This is a genomic window from Curtobacterium sp. Leaf261 (assembly GCF_001422205.1).
Classification (GTDB): Bacteria; Actinomycetota; Actinomycetes; order Actinomycetales; family Microbacteriaceae; genus Curtobacterium.
In genome coordinates this window covers 1-22411 of the sequence record NZ_LMMJ01000012.1, presented here as the reverse complement: position 1 = coordinate 22411, position 22411 = coordinate 1, and the positions used below count along the sequence as shown (strand labels likewise).

Annotated in this window: 20 protein-coding genes, 2 tRNA genes, 1 rRNA gene and 2 pseudogenes; 5 read left to right on the top strand and 20 right to left on the bottom strand. The window is 70.6% G+C overall.

The window, feature by feature from the left end:
- Positions 1 to 11: 11 nt before the first annotated feature.
- Positions 12 to 1034, bottom strand: a complete 1023-nt coding sequence (thiL, locus tag ASF23_RS16050; RefSeq protein ID WP_055956007.1) for a thiamine-phosphate kinase — start codon at positions 1032 to 1034, stop codon at positions 12 to 14.
- A 23-nt stretch (positions 1035 to 1057) separates the two neighbouring features.
- Here thiL and ASF23_RS16045 point away from each other — a divergent pair, with 23 nt between their 5' ends.
- Entirely contained in the window at positions 1058 to 1561 is a 504-nt protein-coding gene (locus ASF23_RS16045) for a DUF3515 family protein (RefSeq protein ID WP_082474256.1), read from the top strand.
- Between the two features lie 106 nt (positions 1562 to 1667).
- On the opposite strand, the pseudogene ASF23_RS19085 reads toward ASF23_RS16045, so the two are convergent.
- From ASF23_RS19085 to leuC, 7 genes and pseudogenes are all read right to left on the bottom strand, one after another.
- Positions 1668 to 1739: pseudogene (locus ASF23_RS19085) on the bottom strand (pentapeptide repeat-containing protein); the annotation flags it as partial.
- On the bottom strand, positions 1736 to 2839 hold the full coding sequence (locus ASF23_RS16040; protein WP_055956224.1) for a D-alanine--D-alanine ligase family protein: 1104 nt from the start codon (positions 2837 to 2839) through the stop codon (positions 1736 to 1738). The pseudogene ASF23_RS19085 and the gene ASF23_RS16040, both read right to left, overlap by 4 nt.
- A 138-nt stretch (positions 2840 to 2977) precedes the next feature.
- A complete protein-coding gene (locus ASF23_RS16035) occupies positions 2978 to 3991 on the bottom strand; it encodes an NAD(P)H-dependent glycerol-3-phosphate dehydrogenase (protein ID WP_055956222.1) in 1014 nt (337 codons plus the stop codon).
- Positions 3992 to 4145: 154 nt separating this feature from the next.
- Positions 4146 to 4943, bottom strand: coding sequence for a lysophospholipid acyltransferase family protein (locus ASF23_RS16030; RefSeq protein WP_156364574.1), 798 nt, complete (start codon positions 4941 to 4943; stop codon positions 4146 to 4148).
- 1 nt (position 4944) lies between these two features.
- Complete coding sequence (gene murA, locus ASF23_RS16025; protein ID WP_055956002.1) at positions 4945 to 6312, bottom strand: UDP-N-acetylglucosamine 1-carboxyvinyltransferase; 1368 nt, start codon at positions 6310 to 6312, stop codon at positions 4945 to 4947.
- Positions 6313 to 6909, bottom strand: a complete 597-nt coding sequence (gene leuD, locus ASF23_RS16020; protein WP_055955999.1) for a 3-isopropylmalate dehydratase small subunit — start codon at positions 6907 to 6909, stop codon at positions 6313 to 6315.
- Positions 6909 to 8438, bottom strand: coding sequence for a 3-isopropylmalate dehydratase large subunit (gene leuC / locus ASF23_RS16015; RefSeq protein WP_235510924.1), 1530 nt, complete (start codon positions 8436 to 8438; stop codon positions 6909 to 6911). The genes leuD and leuC overlap by 1 nt, the downstream gene beginning before the upstream one ends.
- Before the next feature lie 287 nt (positions 8439 to 8725).
- On the opposite strand from leuC, the gene ASF23_RS16010 reads away from it, so the two are divergent.
- The gene (locus ASF23_RS16010) at positions 8726 to 9802 is read left to right on the top strand and encodes an FUSC family protein (protein ID WP_156364573.1); all 1077 of its coding nucleotides are present in this window, start codon (positions 8726 to 8728) and stop codon (positions 9800 to 9802) included.
- Between the two features lie 215 nt (positions 9803 to 10017).
- Positions 10018 to 10107: pseudogene (locus ASF23_RS18905) on the top strand (GNAT family N-acetyltransferase); the annotation flags it as partial.
- Positions 10108 to 10126: 19 nt separating this feature from the next.
- On the opposite strand, the gene ASF23_RS16005 reads toward ASF23_RS18905, so the two are convergent.
- Positions 10127 to 10879, bottom strand: a complete 753-nt coding sequence (locus tag ASF23_RS16005) for a histidine phosphatase family protein (RefSeq protein ID WP_326999018.1) — start codon at positions 10877 to 10879, stop codon at positions 10127 to 10129.
- A gap of 542 nt (positions 10880 to 11421) precedes the next feature.
- A tRNA-Glu gene (locus tag ASF23_RS16000) sits at positions 11422 to 11494 on the bottom strand.
- A gap of 92 nt (positions 11495 to 11586) precedes the next feature.
- On the opposite strand from ASF23_RS16000, the gene ASF23_RS15995 reads away from it, so the two are divergent.
- Positions 11587 to 12228 (top strand): MBL fold metallo-hydrolase, encoded by a 642-nt coding sequence (locus ASF23_RS15995; RefSeq protein ID WP_055955993.1) that lies wholly within the window; start codon positions 11587 to 11589, stop codon positions 12226 to 12228.
- A gap of 91 nt (positions 12229 to 12319) precedes the next feature.
- Here the strand turns inward: ASF23_RS15995 and ASF23_RS15990 are convergent, their stop codons facing one another.
- The 5 genes from ASF23_RS15990 to ASF23_RS15970 form a co-directional block, all read right to left on the bottom strand.
- The gene (locus tag ASF23_RS15990; RefSeq protein WP_055955989.1) at positions 12320 to 13342 is read right to left on the bottom strand and encodes a LacI family DNA-binding transcriptional regulator; all 1023 of its coding nucleotides are present in this window, start codon (positions 13340 to 13342) and stop codon (positions 12320 to 12322) included.
- 16 nt (positions 13343 to 13358) lie between these two features.
- Positions 13359 to 13706 (bottom strand): hypothetical protein, encoded by a 348-nt coding sequence (locus tag ASF23_RS18720; protein ID WP_200919385.1) that lies wholly within the window; start codon positions 13704 to 13706, stop codon positions 13359 to 13361.
- An 11-nt stretch (positions 13707 to 13717) separates the two neighbouring features.
- Entirely contained in the window at positions 13718 to 14623 is a 906-nt protein-coding gene (locus tag ASF23_RS15980; protein ID WP_235510923.1) for a carbohydrate ABC transporter permease, read from the bottom strand.
- Positions 14620 to 15600: a carbohydrate ABC transporter permease gene (locus ASF23_RS15975; RefSeq protein WP_055955986.1), complete on the bottom strand. Its 981-nt coding sequence runs from the start codon at positions 15598 to 15600 to the stop codon at positions 14620 to 14622. Before ASF23_RS15975 ends, ASF23_RS15980 begins: the two co-directional genes overlap by 4 nt.
- 222 nt (positions 15601 to 15822) lie before the next feature.
- Positions 15823 to 17055 (bottom strand): ABC transporter substrate-binding protein, encoded by a 1233-nt coding sequence (locus ASF23_RS15970; protein WP_055956211.1) that lies wholly within the window; start codon positions 17053 to 17055, stop codon positions 15823 to 15825.
- A gap of 426 nt (positions 17056 to 17481) precedes the next feature.
- Here ASF23_RS15970 and ASF23_RS15965 point away from each other — a divergent pair, with 426 nt between their 5' ends.
- Entirely contained in the window at positions 17482 to 18966 is a 1485-nt protein-coding gene (locus ASF23_RS15965) for a serine hydrolase domain-containing protein (RefSeq protein WP_055955984.1), read from the top strand.
- 85 nt (positions 18967 to 19051) lie between these two features.
- Here ASF23_RS15965 and ASF23_RS15960 read toward each other — a convergent pair whose 3' ends face one another.
- The 5 genes from ASF23_RS15960 to rrf all read right to left on the bottom strand — a co-directional run bounded on the left by ASF23_RS15960 (position 19052) and on the right by rrf (position 22403).
- Positions 19052 to 19465, bottom strand: a complete 414-nt coding sequence (locus ASF23_RS15960; protein ID WP_055955982.1) for a glyoxalase — start codon at positions 19463 to 19465, stop codon at positions 19052 to 19054.
- A gap of 127 nt (positions 19466 to 19592) precedes the next feature.
- Positions 19593 to 19664: transfer RNA gene (locus ASF23_RS15955), tRNA-Gln, on the bottom strand.
- Between the two features lie 69 nt (positions 19665 to 19733).
- Positions 19734 to 20651 carry an NAD(P)/FAD-dependent oxidoreductase gene (locus ASF23_RS15950; RefSeq protein WP_055955979.1) on the bottom strand — a complete coding sequence of 306 codons (918 nt, stop codon included), beginning with the start codon at positions 20649 to 20651 and terminating at the stop codon, positions 19734 to 19736.
- On the bottom strand, positions 20648 to 22135 hold the full coding sequence (gene gltX / locus ASF23_RS15945; RefSeq protein WP_055955976.1) for a glutamate--tRNA ligase: 1488 nt from the start codon (positions 22133 to 22135) through the stop codon (positions 20648 to 20650). The genes ASF23_RS15950 and gltX overlap by 4 nt, the downstream gene beginning before the upstream one ends.
- A gap of 151 nt (positions 22136 to 22286) precedes the next feature.
- Positions 22287 to 22403 (bottom strand): 5S ribosomal RNA (rrf, locus tag ASF23_RS15940).
- Between the last annotated feature and the right edge of the window lie 8 nt (positions 22404 to 22411).

Here is a 22411-nt window from a genome sequence, read left to right as displayed (position 1 = left end):
GCGCGCCCGCGTCAGCCGACGTTGCCGTCCCAGTCGGCGTACGGGTCCCAACCGGCCGTGCCGACCGGTTCGCCGGCGAGCAGGACCCCTGGTTCCCCGGCTGCGTCGACGACCGTCCCGATCCTGCGGAACGCGGCCGGGAGGATCGTGGCGGCCGGGTAGGTCGCGAACAGTCCGTGGTCCTCACCCCCGAACAGGCTCGCGGCGTCGGGGACCGCGGCGGGGTCGAGGTCGATCGACACGCCGCTGGCTCGAGCGAGGCGGCCGGCGTCGATCGCGAGACCGTCGGACAGGTCGAGCATCGCGGTCGCCCCGGCCGCGGCCGCGAGCACACCCGCGACGATCGGCGGCTCGGGGCGGCGCTGGCGGTCGACGCCGTGGTCGCTGCCGCCGGGGCTCGCGGCGAGGAACGCCGCCGTCCGACCGGCATCCGGCGCCCCGTGCTCGTCGACGCCCTCCGCGAAGAGCCGCGTGAGCCCCCGCGCAGCCGCTCCGAGCTCACCGGCGACCGCGACCTGGTCGCCGACCGTGGCTCCGGACCGGAGCACGGGCGCCCGACCCTCGAGGTCGCCGAAGGCCGTGACCGCGATCGTGAAGGTGCCCGAGGTCGACAGGTCCCCGCCGACGACCCCGCACCCGGGGGCGAGTGCACCGCACGCGTCGGCGAGACCGTCCGCGAACGCCTCGAGCACCGCGACGGGGGTGTCCTGCGGGACCGCGAGGGCGACGACGAGCGACGAGGGTCTGGCTCCCATCGCCGCGACGTCCGAGAGGTTCGTCGCGGCGGCCTTCCAGCCGAGGTCGTACGGGCTCGACCACGCCCAGCGGAAGTCCGGCCCGTGCACCATCATGTCGGTGGTCACCACGAACCGGCCGTCGGGGGCCGCGACGACGGCGCAGTCGTCCCCCGGCCCGAGCGTCGCCGCCTGCGCCGTGGGCAGTCGGCGCACGATGCGGTCGAGCACCGTCGACTCGCCGACGACGCCCACCGTGTCCCGGGCGTCCTGCGCGTGCTGCTGGTTCTCGTCGTCCACACCGGAACGGTAGCCTGGACCCGATGGAATCTCCGCGTCGCACCCGCCGGACGCCCGTGATCGTGGTCGCGTGCACGCTCGCGATCGGCCTCGTCACCGCGCTCGCGGGATGCACGAACGCGGTGTCCCTCAGTCCGGCTCCCTCGGCGGACGCCGCAGCGTGCGCCGCCGTCCAGGTAAGACTGCCGGACACCGTGGGCACGAAGTACGGCATCCGCGCCACGAACGCGCAGTCGACAGCGGCGTGGGGCTCGCCGAGCGCCGCGATCATGCACTGCGGGGTCGCGGTGCCGACGGTGTCCGACCTGCCGTGCTTCTCGCTCGGGGCCGTCGACTGGATCCGCGACGACCGGGGGAAGCAGATCGTCTACACCACGTTCGGGCGGTCCCCCGCGGTGCAGGTCGTCATCGACACGTCGAAGACCACCAGCCAGGTGCTCCAGGACCTCGGGGACGCCGTGGCGACCCTGCCGAAGGACGGGCACGAGTGCCTCGACCCCTCCGACGTGGAGACCCCGGGGAGCTGAGCCCGCGCTCCCACGTGCGGTGCCGCGGCGGCGGGACGGACCCGTGCCGGGCCTCCAGACCGACCATGCACGCTCGGGCCGCGTCAGCGGACGACCGCGTCAGGTCCGACCGCGTCAGGTCCGATCGCGTCAGGTCCGATCGCGTCAGGTCCGACCGCGTCAGGTCCGACCGCGTCATCGGACGGCGCGACGCCCCAGTTCGATGAGCTCGGCGACGAGCTCCGGGTAGGTCAGCCCCGACGCGGCCCAGCACCTGGGGTACATCGAGAACGGGGTGAAGCCGGGCATCGTGTTGACCTCGTTCACGACGAAGCCGTCGTCGGTCAGGAAGCAGTCCACGCGCGCCAGGCCGGAACCGCCGATCGCATCGAACGCCCTGGCGGCGATGGAGCGGATCGCGGCGGTGTCGTCCTCGGAGATCGGTGCCGGGTTGAGGAGCTGTTCGTCCCCGCCGAGGTACTTCGCCGCGAAGTCGTAGAAACCGTCATCGGCCACGACGATCTCGCCGGGGAGGCTCGTCCGCGGGACACCGTCGCGTCCCTCGAGGACCGCGACCTCGATCTCGCGCCCGACCACCCGCGGCTCGACGATGAGCTTGCTGTCGTGCTCGAATGCCAACGCCATCGCGGCCGCGAGGTCCTCGGGGCCGTCCACGCGTGAGACGCCCATGCTCGATCCCGCTCGCGCCGGCTTCACGAAGAGCGGCCACCCGTGCGCCGCGACGGACTCTGCGACACCGAGCTCGTCCGCCTGCCACTCGCGGCGGAGCACGGTCGTCCACGGCGCGACCCGGAGGCCGGCGTGCTCGAGGACGGCCTTCGACACGTGCTTGTCCATCGCGAGGGCGCTCGCGAGCACACCGTCGCCGACGTACGGCATGTCCACGAGTTCGAGGAGCCCCTGGATCGTGCCGTCCTCGCCGAACGGGCCGTGCAGGATCGGGAAGACGACGTCGACCTCGACGGACTCGGTTCGGCCGTCCGCGTGCACCACCGTCAACGCACGACTCCCCGCAGCATCCGGGAAGCGGACCCGGGTGCCGTTGTCGGTGACGGACGGCAGGTCCTGGCCGTGGAGCGCCCACGCCGCCGGGTCGTCCTCCTGCAGGGTGAACGCACCGTCGCGGGTGATGCCGATCGGCACGACCCGGTACGCGGTGCGGTCGACGACGTCCATGATGCCGCCGGCCGTCACACAGCTGATCTCGTGCTCGCTCGACCGGCCGCCGAAGAGGACGGCGAGGGTCGCCTGCGGCGTGGGTGTGGTTGCTGTCGTCACGTCGGTCGCCCCTGCTGTCGATCGGTCGAGCTGGTTGTTGCTGGTTGCCACTGATTGCTACTTGTCGCCACGGTGGCTCTTGGTGGCTGTTGGTGACGCTCGCCGCCGCGCCCCGTCACCCCTGGTCGTCGTTCGCCGTCACTCGCCCTGGGGCTCGTCGGTCTCGGTGAGGTGGGGCGCGATGTTCCGCGGATCGAGCGTACCGGCCAGGACCTCGGCGACCTGGCTCACGATGGGCATGTCGACGCCGTGCGACGCCGCGAGCGCGAGGATCGGTGCCACCGATGCCAGACCCTCCGCGGTCTGGTTCATCTGCCGGACGACCTCGTCGAAACGGTACCCCTGGCCGAGCAGACGACCGGCGGTGTTGTTCCTGGACAGTGGCGACTGGCACGTCGCGATGAGGTCCCCGAGCCCGGCGAGTCCGGCGAGTGTCTCGGGTTTCGCCCCGAACGCGACCGCGAACCCGGTCATCTCGGCGAGCCCGCGCGTGATGATCGACGCCTTCGTGTTCTCGCCGTAGCCGACCCCGTCGACGATGCCGATCGCGACGGCGATGAGGTTCTTCAGCACGCCGCCGAACTCCGTGCCGATGACGTCGGTGTTGATGAAGGACCGGAAGTACGGGTTCGTGGCGGTGGCGGCCACGGCGGAGGCGGTGTCGGCGCTCGTCGAGGAGACCACGGCCGCGGTCGGCTGACGCCGGGCGATCTCGAGCGCGAGGTTCGGTCCGGACGCGACGGCGATGCGGTCCTGGTCGATCCCGAGCCCCTCGTGCAGGACCTCGCTCATCCGGAGACCCGTCGACTTCTCGACGCCCTTCATCAGGCTCACCACGGGCACACCGTCCGGCAGCAGCTCGCGGATCGCAGCGAGGTTCGCGCGGAGGCTCTGGCTCGGCACCGAGACGTAGACCTGCTCGGCGCCGTCGAGCACCCGGTCGAGCCTGGTGTCCGCCGTCAGCGTCCGCGGGAGGTTGATCCCCGGCAGGTAGTCGGAGTTGCGCTTCGTCTCGGTGATCTCACGGGCGACCTCCGGGCGGCGGGCCCACAGGACGACGTCGGCACCGCCCTCGGCGAGCACTTTCGCGAAGGTGGTGCCCCAGCTCCCGGCGCCGATGACCGCGACGCGACGCGAGTCGGACCGCCGCATCACGACGTTGATCGCGGCGGTGTCCACGGCACCGCGGCCGAGCACCGTGGGGTCGGGCGTCAGCGCACCGGGCTGGCTCGGTGCTCCGGGCTGGTTCGGTGCTGCCTGCTGGTTCGGTGCTCCCGGCTGGTTTGTTGCTCCGGCGCGGTCCACGTCACTCAAATCGTCCGGTTTCCTTCTGGTTGTTCGCCGACGGGTCCCATCGGAGCGCCGGAGCGGTCTCGCCGCGGAGCTGTTCGACGAGGACCGTGATGGCGGCCATGAGCTCGTCCGTCGCCGCGAGGAGCATCCGCTGGTCGATCGGCTTGCCGCGGTACGCCGAGAGGTCGAGCGGCTCGCCGATCACCACGTCGACACGGGTCTTCGGGAACAGCCGCAGCTTCTTGCCGTAGCGCGGCATGATCCCCTGCGTTCCCCAGTGGGCCATCGGGATGAGCGGGACGTCGTTCTCGAGCGCCATCCGCACCGCACCGGTCTTGCCGCGCATCGGCCACATGTCCGGGTCGCGAGTCAGGGTGCCCTCGGGGTAGACGATGAGCCCGCCGCCGTTCCCGATCAGCGTGTTCCCCGAGCCGAGCGGGTCGCTGCCCCTCGTCCGACCACTGCGTTCGACCGGGATGTTGCCCATCCCGCGCATGAAGTACCCGATGACGGGGTTCCTGAACAGCGACGACTTCGCGAGGTACTGCGGCAGTCGGCGGTGCAGGAACACCACCGTCCCGACGACGAGCGGATCGATGTTCGTGAAGTGGTTCGGTGCCACGATGAACGGCCCGGAGGCCGGCAGCCGACGCGGCCCGTGCCACCGGAAGTCCGAGGCGAACCGGATCGTCGGGATGACGATGGACGCGACGACCTTGAACGCGAAGTTCAGGCTCCCGATCCGCAGTCTGCGCTCCGGTGTCGGGAGCCCCCGTGTGACGAGGGCTCCCGTGCGGTCCTGCTCGCCCACGTCAGCCGGCGAAGTCGAAGTCCGCGCCGAGCTTGCGGAGCTTCGGGATGAAGTGCTCGTACCCGCGGCTGATGATGCCGACGTTCGTGATGTGTGACTCTCCGTCGGCGGTCAGCGCGGCGATCAGGTGGCTGAACCCACCGCGGAGGTCCGGCACGCGGACGTTCGCACCGTGCAGCTTCGTCGGTCCGGTCACGACCGCGGCCTGCTCGAACGGGCGACGGGCGACTCGGCGGTCGTGCCCGGGGAGCCCCTCCTTGTGCACGACGATGTCGGCACCCATCTCGTTGAGGGCCTCGGTGAACCCGAAGCGGTTCTCGTAGACGGTCTCGTGCACGACGCTGCGGCCCTCGGCCTGCGTCAGCGCCACGACGAGCGGCTGCTGCCAGTCCGTCATGAACCCGGGGTGCACGTCGGTCTCGATGACGACCGGCTTCAGGACCTCGGCCTCGCGGTAGAACCGGATGCCGTCCTCCTGGATGTCGAACCCGCCGCCGACCTTGCGGAAGACGTTCAGGAAGGTCATGAGGTCTTCCTGCTTGGCGCCCTCGACGAAGATGTCGCCGTTCGTCGCGAGTGCGGCGGCAGCCCAGCTCGCGGCCTCGTTGCGGTCGTTGATCGCGCGGTGGGTGTACCCGCGGAGCGAGGCGACGCCCTCGATGAAGATGACCCGGTTCGGCTCGACGGACACGATCGCGCCCATCTTCTGCAGGATCGCGATGAGGTCGATGATCTCGGGCTCGATCGCGGCGTTCCGGAGCTCGGTGACGCCCTCGGCGAGCACCGCCGTGAGCAGGACCTGCTCGGTCGCGCCGACGCTCGGGTACGGCAGCTCGATGTTCGCGCCCTTGAGGCCGTTCGGTGCCGTGAGGTGGATGCCGTTGTAGGACTTGTCGACGACGGCACCCATCGCGCGGAGGGCGTCGAGGTGGAAGTCGATCGGACGGTCGCCGATGCGGCAGCCCCCGAGGTCCGGGATGAACGCCTCGCCGAGCTTGTGCAGCAGGGGGCCGCAGAACAGGATCGGGATGCGGCTCGAACCCGCGTGCGCGTCGATCTCCGCGAAGTGCGCGGACTCGACGTTCGAGGGGTCGAGGATCATCTCGCCGCGAGCCGGGTCCGTGATCCGCACACCGTGCACGTCGAGGAGCCCGCGGACGACGTTGACGTCGCTGATGTCCGGCACGTCCTTGAGGATCGACGGTGTGTCGCCGAGCAGTGCCGCGACCATCGCCTTCGTCGCGAGGTTCTTCGCCCCGCGGACCTCGATCCGTCCCACGAGCGGTTTCCCGCCGCGGATGACGATCTCATCCGACTTGAGTCCCACTCGGGCTCCTGCCGCCGCTGCGTCCTGTACGAGAGAGTTCACTTACCTCACCGGCAATGTCTTCGGCCGCCACGGGTCGCGGCGGGATTCGAAATCCGTGATCGCTGTTTCGTCACGGAGGGTGAGCCCGATGTCGTCGAGCCCTTCCATCAACCGCCACCGAGTGTAAGCGTCGATCTCGAACGCCACATCCACATCGCCGATCGACACGCGCTGGTTCTCCAGGTCGACGGTCGCCGAGATTCCCGGACTCGCGTCGATCTCCGCCCAGATCCGCTCCACGTCGGACTCCGCCACGACCGCGGCGACCAGTCCCTGCTTACCCGCGTTCCCCCGGAAGATGTCGCCGAACCGTGACGCGATCACCACCGAGAAGCCGAAGTCGCGGAGCGCCCACACGGCGTGCTCGCGGCTCGACCCGGTGCCGAAGTCGGGTCCGGCGACGAGCACCCGCGCGCCCGCGAACTCCGGGAGGTTGATGACGAAGGACGGGTCCTGGCGCCACCCGGCGAAGAGCGCGTCCTCGAACCCGGTCTTCGTGACGCGCTTCAGGTACACGGCGGGGATGATCTGGTCGGTGTCGACGTTGCTCCGCCTGAGTGGCGCTGCGACTCCGGTGACGGTCGAGATCCTGTCCATCAGTGCTCCTCCTCCGGCTGCGCGATGCCAGCCTGAGCGTCGTCGATCGTGGTGCGGTGGGTCGACGCAGCGGCACCCACCGACGCGTCCTCAGCGGCCGTGTCGACGGCGCGACGAGCGTCGTCCTCCTCGATGTCCCACGGACTCGAGAGCGTGCCGCGGACGGCGGTGGCGGCGGCCACGAGCGGCGACACGAGGTGCGTCCGCCCGCCCTTGCCCTGGCGACCCTCGAAGTTGCGGTTCGAGGTGGACGCGCAGCGCTCCCCCGGCGAGAGCTGGTCGGGGTTCATGCCGAGACACATCGAGCAGCCGGCGAACCGCCATTCCGCACCGAAGTCCGTCATCACCTTGTCGAGCCCCTCGGCCTCGGCCTCGAGCCGGACCCTGGCGGACCCGGGCACCACCATCACCCGGACCCCGTCGGCCTTCTTGCGACCGCGGATGATCGACGCGAAGGCCCGGAGGTCCTCGATGCGCGAGTTCGTGCACGACCCCATGAACACCGCGTCCACGGCGATGTCCTTCATGGGGGTGCCGGCAGTCAGGTCCATGTACTCGAGGGCGCGAGACGCCCCGGCGCGGGCGTTCGGGTCCTCGAACGCGTCCGGCGACGGCACGGCGTCGGAGAGCGACACGCCCTGCCCGGGGTTCGTCCCCCAGGTGACGAACGGCTCGAGCTCGTCGGCGTCGAGGAACACCTCGGCGTCGAACACCGCGTCGTCGTCGGTGGCGAGCGTGTCCCAGTACGCGACGGCCGCGTCCCAGTCGTCGCCGACCGGGGCGTGTGCGCGTCCCTCGAGGTAGTCGTAGGTGATCTGGTCCGGTGCGACCATGCCCGCGCGGGCGCCGGCCTCGATCGACATGTTGCAGATCGTCATGCGGCCCTCCATGGAGAGCGCTCGGATCGCACTGCCGCGGTACTCGAGCACGTAGCCCTGTCCTCCGCCGGTGCCGATCTTGGCGATGACCGCGAGGATGATGTCCTTCGCCGTGACGCCGGGCCGGAGCGTGCCCTCGACGGTGATCGCCATGGTCTTGAACGGCTTGAGCGGGAGCGTCTGGGTGGCGAGGACGTGCTCGACCTCGCTCGTCCCGATGCCGAACGCCATCGCACCGAACGCGCCGTGGGTGGAGGTGTGCGAGTCACCGCAGACCACCGTGATGCCGGGCATCGTGAGCCCGAGCTGGGGTCCGACCACGTGCACGATGCCCTGCTCCGCGTCACCGAGGGAGTGCAGGCGGACGCCGAACTCCTCGCAGTTCCGACGCAGCGTCTCGATCTGGATGCGGCTCGTGGGGTCGGCGATCGGGCGGTCGATCGCGAGTGTCGGGGTGTTGTGGTCCTCGGTCGCGATCGTCAGGTCGAGGCGTCGCACGGGCCGTCCGGCCTGACGCAGTCCGTCGAAGGCCTGCGGGCTCGTGACCTCGTGCACGAGGTGGAGGTCGATGTAGAGGAGGTCCGGGCTGCCGTCCTCGCCCTTGACGACGACGTGGTCGTCCCACACCTTCTCGGCGAGTGTCCTGCCCATGACCTCGTCCTCTCTGTCTCATGTCGTTCACACCGGCGAGCGCCGGCATGTCGTGCACACCGGCGAGCGCCGGCATGCCCAGAACCACTCGGCGAGCGCCGATGGTCCGAGGCAGTCTACGCCTGGGATACCAGCCGTCGGAGACCGCCCATGCCCGGAACCACGCGGATCGGCACCGCATTCCACGTCCGATCCGCATGCCCACGCTGATTGGTATACCAAAAAGACGACACCTGTCGATCTTCTCCGGTCCGGTGGTCGACGCGGGATGGGAGGATGGGGAGGACATGACCGACACCCGACACCGCTCGCACTCCGCCCGCACGATCAACCTCGAGGGCGCCGCACGGGCCTCGATCGCCGGCGGCGTCCCCCTCGCCGTGCTCATCGGGACGGGACACGCCGACTGGGCGGCGTTCGCGCTCTTCGCCGGGTTCACCGCGATCTTCGGCGCGCGGGAGGCCTACCGGCACCGCGTCGTCACCGTCAGCGTCGCGGGCGCACTGCTGACGCTCTGCATGCTCTGCGGCGTCGCGATCAGCATCACCGGCGCGCCGCTCTGGGTCGAGGCGATCGGCCTCGCGGTCGTGCTCACCGTGGCGGTCTGCACGCTGACGGTGCTCCAGACGGTGCCCGCGCAGCCGATCTTCCCGGTGTTCGCCTTCGTCGTCTGCGCCCTCGCCCCCGTCCGCACCGCCGACCTCCCGACGATCGTCGCGGTCATCGTGGCCGCCGTCGCGTTCGCGTGGCTCGTCGCCCTGTCCGGGACGATCCCGCGCCGGTTCTGGCACGCGCGCGCACCGCACGTGTTCCGTCCCTTCGCACCCGAGGCCGACCGACGGATGTCGACCCTGCGGAAGCGTGCGCTCTGGGAGACAGTGGCACTGAACGTCGTCGGGGCACTCGTCGCCGGTGCGGTCGCGGAGTCGATCCCCGGGCTCGGGCACCCGTACTGGGCGGTCGTCGCCGTGATCGCGGCCCTCCCGGCGATGCGACAGCGGCACACCCTGCAGCGGGCGATGCACCGCGTGCTCGGCACCCTCGGCGGCACGGTGATCGCCGTCGGGGTCCTGCTCCTGCACCCGACGGCATGGTGGGTGGTCCTCATCGCGGTGGTCGGCCAGTTCGGCGCCGAGATCTTCGCGGCCAGGAACTACGCGGTCTGCCTCCTGTTCCTGACGCCCCTGGCCCTCGCTGTCTCATGGCTGAGCCTGCCCGAGGCTCCGGAGGCGCTCGCGCTCGACCGGGTGGCGCAGACCGTCCTCGGCGTCGCGGTGAGCGTCGTCCTGCTGGTCGTCGGCCGCGTGGTCGAGCGCCGGCGCGGTCGCGCACTCGGCGCGACGTCCGCCATCCGCACCGTCTGACCCGCGCGCAGCTCCCATGCGCGGGTCCGACGCGCAGGTCCGATGCGCAGGTCCGACGCGCAGGTCCGATGCTCGGGTCCGACGCATAGGTCCGATGCTCGGGTCCGACGCATGTGTCCGACGCGCGGGTCACGGCGGCACCACCTGACGGACGGGAGGCACGCTCCGGCCCCGCACCGTCCCTCCAGTCCGTCGACGGTCACCGCCCGCACCCGCTCGGCGACGGCGGCTGGTCCTTCCACGTCGCGGACATGGCGACGGACCCGGCGCACCAGCGGCGTGGCCTCGGGCGCACCGTGCTCGACTCCGCGGGGTCCGACTGCGTCAGCTCGGGGAGACGTTCCAGCGGTCGATCACCGGGCGACCGTGCTCGTACCCGAGGACGCTCACCGTCGCCGTCGAGAGCGACAGCACGCCGCCGTCCTGGGGTGCGAGCCTGATCCATGCAGCGCCGAGGGCACGGAGGACGTGCCCGTGCGCGACGAAGATCGCGTCGCCGCCGTCCGCGAGCACCGGGCGAGCGCGGTCGAGGACCCGTTCGACGCGCACGCGCACCTCCGCGGCGTTCTCCCCGGGGGTGTCACCCGCCGGCACGCCGTCGGTCCACAGGTCCCACGGGCCGTGCCGCTGCACGCGGATCTGCGGGGTCGTGAGTCCCTCGTACGCGCCGTAGTCCCACTCCATGAGGTCGTCGTCGAGCTCCGCGTCGACACCGACGAGGGACGCGGTCTCGCGCGCGCGCTCGAGCGGACTCGACAGCGCGAGCGCGAACGTCCGCCCGGCGAGTGCCCGGCCGGCCCGTCGTGCCTGCTCCTTGCCGTTCTCGGTGAGCGGGATGTCCGTGCGGCCGGTGTGCTGACCGCTCTTGGACCACTCCGTCTCTCCGTGGCGGACGAGGACGAGTTCGCCGGGGCGTTCCGAGGTCATGGGTTCCTTCCGAGGTGCTGGCCGGACGTCGAGACGTCGACCGCGACGACGGGCGTCACGGATACGTCCAGACGAGCCGGGGACCCGGTCCGCGGGGAGCTGCACGATCGCGACGCTCGCCGTCGAGAACGTGGTGTACCCGTCCATCATGCCCGCCCCAGGTGCCACCGCGACGCCATCGACGGCCGGAGGGTGGCCTCGGATGTGCGTGCACGAGCGGTACGGGACCTCCGTCCGGCGTCCGCCCGGCGTCCGTGCGGTGTGCGGTGTGCGTCCGCTGGATCAGAGGGGGCGCACACCGCACCGGGAACGGCGGCTCGATCGGGCACGAGGACTGTTCCCGCGTCCGGCGCGCTCCGAGCCGGGGGTGCAAGCCCGACGGAGATCAGGGACCCCGTGACGGACGAGCGGTCGAGAGCACACCGAGACGATGTGGCGACCGGGGTCTGGGGCTGCCGCGAGCAGGATAGCGCGGTCGTGCGATGGCCTCCACCCCTTGCGCCGCGAGCACATCAGCGGTACACGAATCGCAGGGGCCCGAGCGTCGCAGGAGCCCGAGCGTCGCAGGAGCCCGCGCGTCGCGGGGCCCCTGCGCGTACCGTCCCCGGCGAACACCCCGCAACGCAAGAATCCCCCGCCGAAGCGAGGGATTCCAAGCGGTTGCCAGTCTGGTTCTGCGTCACACTGATCGGTGACCCCAGCGGGATTCGAACCCGCGTTACCGCCGTGAGAGGGCAGCGTACTAGGCCGCTATACGATGGGGCCGTTCCGGCAACAGAGAAGAGTATGCCACAGGGCGAGACGTTCCTCCAATTCGCCCCGCACGCTCGGTGTGTCGCCGGGCTATGGTGACCGGCATGGACGTCACGAAGCTCGAGCATGCCTGTCTCGTCATCCGGCAGGGCGGGCCTGGTCTGGTGATCGACCCCGGCAGCTTCACCCGCCTGGTGGAGGCCGAGGACGTCGTCGCGGTGGTGGTCACGCACGAGCATCCGGACCACGTGACCCCTCGGCAGCTCCGCCGCATCCTCGCCCGGAACCCCGGAGCGCTCGTGTTCGGTCCGGCCGGTGTCGCGGCACTCCTCGCCGAGCAGGCTCCGGAGATCGCGGTCGACGTCGTCACGCACGGCGACACGCGCACGGTCGGTCCGTTCTCGCTCGCCTTCCGGGGAGTGACGCACGCCGTCATCCACAGTTCGGTGCCGGTCATCGACAACACCGGCGTGATCGTCGACGACGTCCTTTTCTACCCGGGCGATGCCCTCACCGACCCGGGGCAGCCGGTCCCGGTCCTCGCGACGCCGGTGGGTGCCCCGTGGCTGAAGATCTCGGAGGTGATGGACTACGTCGCGGCGATCGCCCCCGCCAGGACGTTCCCCGTCCACGAGGCGACCCTGTCCGAGGCCGGCTTCGCGATGCACGCCGACCGGATCGCCGCGATGACCCGGCCGACCGGGGAGGCGACCGTGCTCCGCGCGGGCGACACGATGCACGTCTGACCGGCACCGGCCGCCTCGGCGCCGCGGTGTTCTGAACACGGGCGTCCGCCCCGAACACCCGGATCCGGGTGTTCAGGGCGGACGGGGGTGTTCAGAACACGCCTGGCAGGCGCGCCGGCGGCCCCGTCGACGACCGCACGACCAGCCGCGCGGCCGCCGGCGCGAACGCCGACATCGGCTGCGCTCCCCCGAGCTCGTCGAGCAGCGCCCTGGCCGCGGTCCGCCCCTGCTCGGACGGGTCCTGCGCGACGGTCGTCAACCCCACCACCGCGCCGTGCTCGTGCCCGTCGATCGCGATCACCGAGACGTCCTCCGGCACCCTGAGCGACGCCTCGGCGAGCGCCGTGATCGCGCCGAGCGCCATCTCGTCCGACGCCGCGAAGACCGCCGTCGGCACGGGGCGCCGCTGGAGCAGCCGACGCATGGCGCCGTACCCGCCCCGGTACGAGAACCCGCCGTCGAGCATCCGGTCCTCGGCCGGCTCGATCCCGGACGCACGCATGGTGTCGCGGAACCCGTCACGCCGGAGGTACGGCACCGCGACGTTCATCCCGGCCTCGTCCTGCCCACCGATGTACGCGACGTCGCGGTGTCCGAGGTCGAGCAGGTGCGTCGTCGCCAGCCGCGCCGCTCCCCGGTCGTCGATCCCGATGTGCCGCACGCCGGGCGCCGGTCCCCCGACGACGACCATCGGGTACTCGGTCAACTCGAGCTGCTCGCGCTCGGACTCGTCGAACACGAGCGAGAGCAGCACGAGCGCGTCGATCCGGCGTCGGAGCATGGACCGGTGGAACGCCCGCTCCCGATCGGACGAGCCACCGCCGAGGCTGTACAGCACCAGGTCGTACCCGTCGCGCCGGAGCTCGGCGTCGACGCCCTCGAGCGTCTTGACGTAGAACCAGCGGTCGATGACCGGCACCACGACACCGATGGCCCGCTGCCGTCCGGTGGCGAGCCCGGCCGCCGCGGACGACGGGACGTAGCCGACCTCCTCGGCGACGCGGCGCACCGCGGCGATGGTCGGGGCCGCCACGCCCGGCAGCCCGCGGAGCGCCCGAGAGACGGTCGACTTCGACAGCCCCGTCGCGCACGCGATCTCCTGGATGCCGGACATGCGGACTGGAGGGTCGCTACCGGTCGCGGACGTCGGCGCGCGCCGCGGGGTGGTCGCCCCCGGCTGCACGCGACCCGTCGTCATGCGGGACGGGCGCGCCGGACCGCGACCGGGCCTCCCGGCCTCCCCGCGTCACCGCCGCGTCGGACGCGGACCGGGCCTCCTGACCGGCACGCACGATCGCGCGGCGCTGCCGCAGCAGGACGCCGACGAGCACCACGAGGAACAGCAGCGTCAGCGCCCATCCGAGGGCCGGGCGCCCCGTGAGCTCGCAGGCGATGGTGACGACGAGGAACACGACCCCGAAGAAGCCGGCGAAGCCGATCAGCATGTCGACGGTGTCCGTCGGTCGCCTCGGAGCCATGCGCGCCACGGTCAGCCCTTCACGCCGCCGGCGGTGAGACCGGCGACGATCCTCCGCTGGAACACGAGGACGAGGATGACGAGGGGGATGGTCACGATCGTCCCGGCGGCCATGACCGCCGTGTAGGGCTCCTGGTGCGGCTGGCTCCCCGCGAAGGACGCGATCGCCACCGTGACGGGCTGCGTCTGGTCGCTCGAGAGCTGCGACGAGATCAGGTACTCGTTCCACGAGGAGATGAAGGCCAGGATCGCCGTCGTGAACACCGCGGGTGCGGCGAGCGGCAGGATGATCCGCCGGAACGCCTGGACGCGGGTGCAGCCGTCGATGCGAGCGGCCTCCTCGAGGTCCCACGGCATCTCGCGGAAGAACGACGCGAGCGTGTACACCGTCAGCGGGAGCACGAACGAGATGCTCGGCAGGATGAGCGCCTGGTAGGACCCCATCCACCCGATGTCCGTGAACAGCTGGAACAGCGGCGAGATGAGGGCGACGCCCGGGAACATCGACGCGGCGAGGATCGCGCCGGCGATGAGCGACTTGCCGCGGAACTCGAGGCGGGCCAGGGCGTACGCGGCGCTCGTGCCGACGAGCAGCGCGATGATCGTCACCGCGGCGCCGATGAACAGCGAGTTCAGGAGGGCCTTGCCGAGGTGGTTCCCGAGCGCCGTCGAGAACGCCGTCGCGTAGTTGTCGAGGGTGATGTGGGTCGGCCATGGTGTGGCGTCGAACGTGAACCCGACGTCGCGGAAGCTCGTGACGACCATCCAGTAGAACGGCAGGAGGCACCAGACGGCGATGACGACGGCGCTGATGCCGGTCCGCCACGCCTGACCGGGGTGTCGATCGACCCGGACCTTCGCGCCCGAGGTGTCGCGGACGGTGGGGCGCGTGTTCACCCGCTGGGCTGCGATGGTCACTTGAGGTCACCCTTCTGCTGGGCCGCCTGCGTCTGCACGACGTTCGCGCCGAGGAACCGGACGAACAGGAACGCGACGATGAAGATGATGAGGAACGTGATGGTCGACAGCGCCGACGCGGAGTTGAACCCCTGCCGGATCTGGTCGACCACGAGGATCGACAGCGTCGTGGTGGCGTTCCCCGATCCGCCACCACCCCCGGTGAGGATCGCCGGCAGGTCGTACATCCGGAGCGCGTCGAGCACCCGGAACAGGACCGCGACCATGAGCGCGGGACGCACCAGCGGCAGCGTGATGTTGACGAAGCGCTGGAACGTGGACGCACCGTCCATCTTGCCGGCCTCGTAGACGTCCTCCGGGATGAGCTGCAGGCCCGCGAGGATGAGCAGCGCCATGAACGGCGTCGTCTTCCAGGTGTCGGCGATGACGATCGCGAACCGCGACGCCCACGCGTCCGAGGTCCACAGGATGTGGGTGCCGAGCACGTGGTTGAGCACGCCGTTCACGTCGAAGATGAAGTACCAGAGCTTCGCGGTGACGGCCGTCGGGATCGCCCACGGCACGAGGATCGCGGCACGGACGAGCGCGCGGCCCCGGAAGTTGCGGTTCATGATGATCGCCATCCAGAGGCCGATGACGGTCTCGAGGGCGACCGTCACGACGGTGAAGAACGCGGTGTTGCCGAACGACACCCAGAACTGCGAGCCGAGGTTGCCGGGCGGGCAGGCGACGGTGCCGCACCGCTGGCCGAGCCAGTGCACGTAGTTCTGGACGCCGGCGAACCCGCCGCTGACGAACAGGCCGGTCGCCTTGTCGAGGCCGGCGTCGTTCTGGAACGACTGGATGAGCGCGCTGACCACCGGGTAGCCGATGACGATCGCGAGCAGGACGAGGGTCGGGCCGATCAGGTAGACGGCCCAGCGGCCGTGCGCCTCGTTGAGGCCGCTCCTGCGGCCCTTCGGCCTGCCGGGTTCCATCCCTGCTGGGTTCGGGATGGCTGCGGGGATTTCGGTTGCAGCGGACACGAGGCCTCCTTGCCGGTGCCGGTGGTGCAGATGATGCGGAAGCGCCGGACGGGAGGCGCGGTGCGGGTGTGCGCCGCGCCTGGCGTCCGTCAGGTGGTGCGGAGCGGTCGGACCGGAGGGACGGGGCGGGGCCGACCCGTCCCTCCCGTCCGACCGTCAGGGGGTGCGGAGCACCTAGCTGCTCGACGCCGCCTTGACGGCCGCCTGCATGTCGCTGAGCGCGCTCTTGACGCTCTTCGACCCCTTGAGGGCGGCGTAGGTGTTGTCCTGGATCGCCTTCGTGACCGCGGGGTAGTACGGCGAGACCGGGCGCGGCTCGGCGCTCTTGATGGACTTCAGCAGTGTCGGCAGGTACGGCAGCTTGCTCTGCAGCTCGGAGTCCGAGTAGACGCTCGCCACGACCGGGGCGAGCGAGCCCTGTGTCGCGAAGAACTTCTGCGTCTCGTTGGACTCCAGGAACTCGAGGAAGTCGTGCGCCGTCGCCTTGTGCTTGGAGTAGACGCTGATCGCCGCGTTGTGCCCGCCGAGCGTCGATGCGCCGACGCCGTCGACCCCGGGGATCGGTGCGACGCCGAACGTGTCCTTGACCGTCGAGGAGCCGTCGGTCTTGGCGAGGTTGTAGACGTACGGCCAGTTGCGGAGGAACAGCAGCTTGCCGTCCTCGAACGCCGTCCGACCCTGCTCCTCCTGGTAGGTGATCGCGGCGGCCGGGATGTTCCCGTCCTTGAACGCGCTCACGAGGTTCTGGAGACCGGTCTCGGCGTCCTTCGTGGTGAGGGTCGGGGTGGTGCCGTTCTTCGCGAGCACCGAACCGCCGGCGCCGTTGATGGCCTCGGAGGCGTTGACCGTCAGGCCCTCGTACTTGGCGAACTGTCCCGCGTAGCAGCCGATGCCGGCCTGCTTGGCGATGTCGCAGTCCGCCATCATCTCCTTCCACGTGGTCGGCGGGGTCTTCACGAGGTCCTTGCGGTAGTACAGCAGCGCGCCGTCGGACGTCTGCGGTGCGGCGTAGAGCGTGTTGTTGTACGTCGCCGTCTTGACCGTCGCGGGCAGGAGCTTCGACGTGTCGACCTTCATCTTGCCGGTGAGCGGCGTCAGCCAGCCCTTCGCGGCGAACTCCGCCGTCCAGACGACGTCGACGTCGACCACGTCGTAGTTGTCGTCCTTGGCCTGGAAGTGCTGCACGAGGTCGTCGTGCTGCTGGTCGGCCTGGTCCGACTGCTCCTTGAACGTGACCTTCTCGTCGCCGTGGGCCTTGTTCCACTTGGCGATGAGCGGACGGACCACGTTGGAGTTGTCCTTGCCCTGCACGTACGTGATCGGGCCGCGGCTGTCCTGGCCGGACGCGGCGTCCCCACCGCCGGAACCCGAACTCCCGCTCGAGCACCCCGCCAGTGCCAGTCCCATGACGGCGATCCCCGCGACGGTCGCGAACCGTGTCTTCGCTCGTAGCTTCTTCACTGCGTCTCCTCATCGAGATCACAGGCGAACGTGCCTGTGGCAGGCGCCGCTGCCTGCTGGTGCGGGACGCTACCCCCAGCACGGGGGTGCCGCAACCGGTTGCGTCGGGTGAGTGACCGAACTGTGACCTGCAGCGGCGCCGCTCGGGCTCGGCGGACGGGAGGCGCGGGTCGGCCTGGCACCGTCCCTCCAGTCCGTCGCCCACTCGCGTGCGCACCGCGCGCCGGTCCACTCCCCGGGCATGGCACCACTCCCGCCGCATGGCACCACCGTTCGCGGGTGGTGCCATGCGCAAGCAGTGGTGCCCCGCGCGGGGACACATGCCATGTGCGAGCCGTGCCGGGGCGCTCCCGCCGGTCTACGCTCGGTGCCGTGACGACGACGTTCCCCAGGAGTTCCCCGTCCGCACTCGGCATCGACGCGGGCGGTGTGCTCGCGTTCGTGCGGGCGCTCGAGACCACCCCCGACGTGGAACCGCACAGTCTCATGCTGCTGCGGCACGGCCAGGTGGTCGCGGAGGGCTGGTGGGCGCCGTACCGCGCCGACCGCGTGCACCTGCTCTACTCACTCAGCAAGAGCTTCACTGCCGCCGCGGTGGGGATCGCGGTCGGCGAGGGTCTGGTGGATCTCGACGCGACCGTGCTCAGCTACTTCCCCGAGCTCGACGCGGACATCACCGATGAGCGCAGTCGCCGGATCCTCGTGCGCCACGTCCTCGCGATGGCGAGCGGACACAGCTCGGAGACCGTCGAACGGGCCCGGGAACTCGACCCGGACAACCTGGTCCGCGGGTTCCTGCTCCTGCCGCCGGACGAGGAACCCGGCACCGTGTTCGCCTACAACCAGCCGTGCACCTACTCGCTCGGTGCGATCGTGCGTCGGGTCAGTGGTGGATCACTCCTCGACTACCTGCGTCCCCGGCTGCTCGGGCCGCTCGGCATCGACGACGTCGCGTGGGTCCGCGACGACACCGGTGCCGAGCTCGGGTTCAGCGGGCTGCACGCGACCACGTCCGCGATCGCCGCGCTCGGCCAGCTGTACCTGCAGCGCGGCGTCTGGGACGGGACGCGGATCCTGTCCGAGGAGTGGGTCGAGGCCGCCACGCAGCTGCAGGTGCGGAACGACGACGAGGAGAACCCCGACTGGAGCCAGGGCTACGGATTCCAGTTCTGGATGGCGCGACACGGGTTCCGCGGCGACGGGGCCTACGGGCAGTTCTGCGTCATGCTGCCGGGGCTCGACGTGGTCCTCGCGATGACCGGGCAGAGCATCGACATGCAGGCCGTGCTCGACGCCGCGTGGGAGCACCTGCTGCCGGCGATCGGCGACGGCCCGGTGTCGGCCGGTCCCGACTCGGCCGGTCCCGACTCGGAACCCGACTCGGAACCCGACTCGGCGTCGTCCGACGACGTGGCGTTGGCGTCCGCCCTCGCCGATCTCGCACTGCCGGCGGTGGCCGGCGGACCCCTCGACGCCCTGGTCGTCGGTGCTCGGCTCGATCCCGGTGACGACAACGCCGTGTCGAGCCTCACCGCGGTCGAGATCAGTCGCGTCGTGTCCGACGAGGCACCCGGTCCTGACGGCGTCGTCCGGATCGCCCTCGTCGAGGGGACCACACGGCTCGAGGTCGAGGTCGGCGAGGGCCGCTGGTCCGTCGACGGTCCGCTCGGCGCGAGCGGTGCGCTGGACTCCGCGTCGGGCACGGTCGTCGTCGACGTCCGGTTCCTCGACACACCGCACCTGCTGCACGTGCGGTGTGCGATCGACGCGACGTCGGGCGGTGGGACGTTCGCGGCACGCTGGGCGACGGAGCCGCTGCACTCGGACCTCGCGCACCTGCGGCGTCCGACCGACTGACCGGCCGGTCGGCACGGGCGCAGGCTCCAGCTCCGTCTCCGGCTCCGGCTCGGGCTCCGGCTGCGGCTCGGGCTGCGGACGGCACTCAGTCGGCCGCAGAGGCCTCGAACCCGAGGAGCCACGTGACGCCGTACGCGTCGCGGACCTGACCGTCCGAGTCGCCCCACGGGCGTTCCTGGAGTGGATCGAGCACGGTGCCGTCGACCGACAGGTCCGCGAACCACCGGCGGAGCACGCTCGGCGGTGCGGCACCGAGCAGTGACAGGAGCAGCCCGCTCGCGGCGAAGGGCGTCTCCCCCGTGCCCACGTCCGCAGCGAACAGGGCGACGTCGCCGACGAGCATGCCGTGCGCGACCGACGACGGGTCTCCGTCAGTTCGTCCGAGGTCCGCGAAGGTGTTCACCCGCACCTCCCCGCCGAAGACGCCCTGGTAGAACTCCAGCGCCGGGCGGGCGGTACCGGGGAGCAGGAAGTACGGGGTCGGTCCGTCGAGGCTCACGCGGGGACTGTACGCCGCTCGAGGCGTCCGCGGGAAGCCCCCGCGGCCGTCATGTGCTCGCCGCGCTCACCCGCTCGTGGAACGACGAACGCCCCCGGGATCATCCCGAGGGCGTTCGTTCTGAGTGCTGGGGTACCTGGACTCGAACCAAGAACAACGGTACCAGAAACCGACGTGTTGCCAATTACACCATACCCCAATGGACGTGACCGAAGCCCTGCCCAGCAGTTCGTCGACATCCCGAACCGAGAGACAACACTACAGCATCTCAGGCGGTGCGAAGACCACCGACGAGATCGCGGTGGACCGCGGCGGCCGTGACCGCCCCGGCACCCGCGGCGACGATGAGCTGCTCGGGCCCCGGCGGCGTCACGTCACCGACGGCGTACAGTCCGGCGGCTCCCGTGCGCCCAGCCCGGTCGACGACGACGAACCCGTCGACGTCCCGTTCCAGCGCGGCATCGACCCAGTCGAGGTCGACGTGCCATCGCGGACGCACGAACCCGCCCGTGCGCGGTACCACGTCGCCGTCTGCGAGACGAACGCCGGTCAGCCCGGATCGGTCCCCCTCGAGGTCGTCGAGCGGCCGCTCGTCGACGCGTACGCCCGACGACGCCAACCGTCCGCGGTCGCCGTCCGTGAGCACCGCGACACCGTTCGTGAACACCACGAGGTCGTCGGTCCAGGACGCGACGAGCAGCGCGCGGTCCGCCAGGTCGTCGGTCTCGCCGATCAGGGCGAGCGGCTCACCGGCCTTCTCGTACCCGTCGCACTCGACACAGCTGTGCACGCTGGTCCCGTAGAACGCACGGAGGGACGGGAGGGACGGGAATTCCTCACGGAGACCCGTCGCGATCACGACGGCACGCGTGGACACCGCGACCTCGGAGCCCCGCCAGGTCCCATGGACGCGCCACCCGTCCGCCTCGGGGCTGACCTCGTCGACGACGGACTGCACGACCGTCGCCTCGTCGTAGGCCTCGACCTCGGCCCGCCCGAGCTTCCGCAGTTCGAGCGGGGAGACGCCGTCACGCGTGAGGAACCCGTGAGACCGCAGGGTCGCGGCGTTCCTCGGCCGGTTCGCATCGATCAGCAGGACGCGCCGTCGTGCGCGAACCAGGTTGAGCGCGGCGCTGAGTCCCGCCGGGCCGGCGCCGACGACGACGACGTCGTACCGGTCGGTCATCGGGATGCGAGTGCGCGCAGCCGGTGCAGCGAGGACTCCTTGCCGAGGATCTCCATCGACTCGAAGAGCGGCGGACTGATCCGACGACCGGACACCGCGACGCGGAGCGGCCCGAACGCCAGACGGGGCTTCAGCCCGAGCCCGTCGATGAGGCTCGATCGGAGTGCCGCCTCGATCGGTGCCGCGTGCCACTCGTCGACGCCGTCGAGCGCGGCGATGGATGCCTCGAGCACCGAGTCGGCATCGTCTTTCAGCGTCGCGAGGGCATCGGGCTCGACGACCAGGTCCGCATCGGCGGTGAACAGGAACCCGAGCATCCCGGGGGCCTCGCTGAGGAGCTGCATCCGTTCCTGGACGAGCGGTGCCGCCGCCGCCAGGACCGCCTCTTCGTCGGGGGTCGCCGGCGACGAGAGGTGATCGATGAGGTACGGCTTCAGCCGCTCCCGGAAGTCGACCGGGTCGAGCAGGCGGATGTGGTCGCCGTTGATCGACTCGGCCTTCTTGTGGTCGAACCGCGCCGGGTTGGGGTTGACGTCCTCCACGTCGAACGCGGCGGTCATCTCGTCGAGGGAGAAGACGTCACGATCAGCGGACAACGACCACCCGAGCAGTGCCAGGTAGTTCACGAGCCCCTCGGGGACGAACCCGTTCGCCCGGTGGTGGAAGAGGTTGGACTCGGGATCGCGCTTCGAGAGCTTCTTGCTGCCCTCCCCCATGACGTAGGGCAGGTGTCCGAACCGCGGGACGAAGTCGGTGACCCCGAGCTCGACCAACGCCTCGTAGAGGGCGATCTGCCGCGGTGTCGACGAGAGGATGTCCTCGCCGCGCAGCACGTGGGTGATGCCCATGAGTGCATCGTCGAGCGGGTTCACGAAGGTGTAGAGCGGCTTGCCGTTCGGACGCACGACCACGAAGTCGGAGAACGACCCTGCGGGGAAGGTGATGGGTCCGCGAACGAGGTCGTCGAAGCTCAGGTCGCGGTCCGGGACACGGAGGCGGAGCGCTGGCTGTCGTCCCTCGGCCCGGTACCCCTCGCGCTCGGCATCGGTGAGGTCGCGCTCGAAGTTGTCGTAGCCCTGCTTCGGGTCGCGACCGTTCGCGAGGTTCCGCGCCTCCATCTCCTCGGGCGTGACGAAGGACTCGTAGATCAGGCCGCGCTCCTGCAGCCGGTCGATGACGTCCTGGTAGATGTCGGTGCGCTCGGACTGGCGGTACGGCCCGTGGTCACCACCGACCTCGACCCCTTCGTCCCAGTCAAGCCGGAGCCACCGGAGACCGTCGATGATCTGCTCGTAGCTCTCCTCGCTGTCACGGGCGGCGTCGGTGTCCTCGATCCGGAAGACGAGCTTGCCACCGGTGTGGCGCGCGTACGCCCAGTTGAACAAGGCCGTGCGGATCAACCCGACGTGCGGGGTCCCGGTCGGCGACGGGCAGAAGCGGACGCGGACGTCGGCCCCGGAGGCAGTGGTGAATGGCGCAGTCATGTCTCGTCGATCCTACCGCGGCGGTTGTCGCCGCCTGGTGGATGCTGCTGGTGTTCTGGACGCCGAAAAGCCCCCGAGGAAGCAATATCATCACGGGGATGATGCCGCCTTCTCGGGGGCTTCCTGGTGAACCTGACGGTTCAGACGTGAAGTCCGGCGGTGTCCTACTCTCCCACAAGGTCCCCCTTGCAGTACCATCGGCGCTGTGAGGCTTAGCTTCCGGGTTCGGAATGTGACCGGGCGTTTCCCTCACGCTATAACCACCGGAACATACTT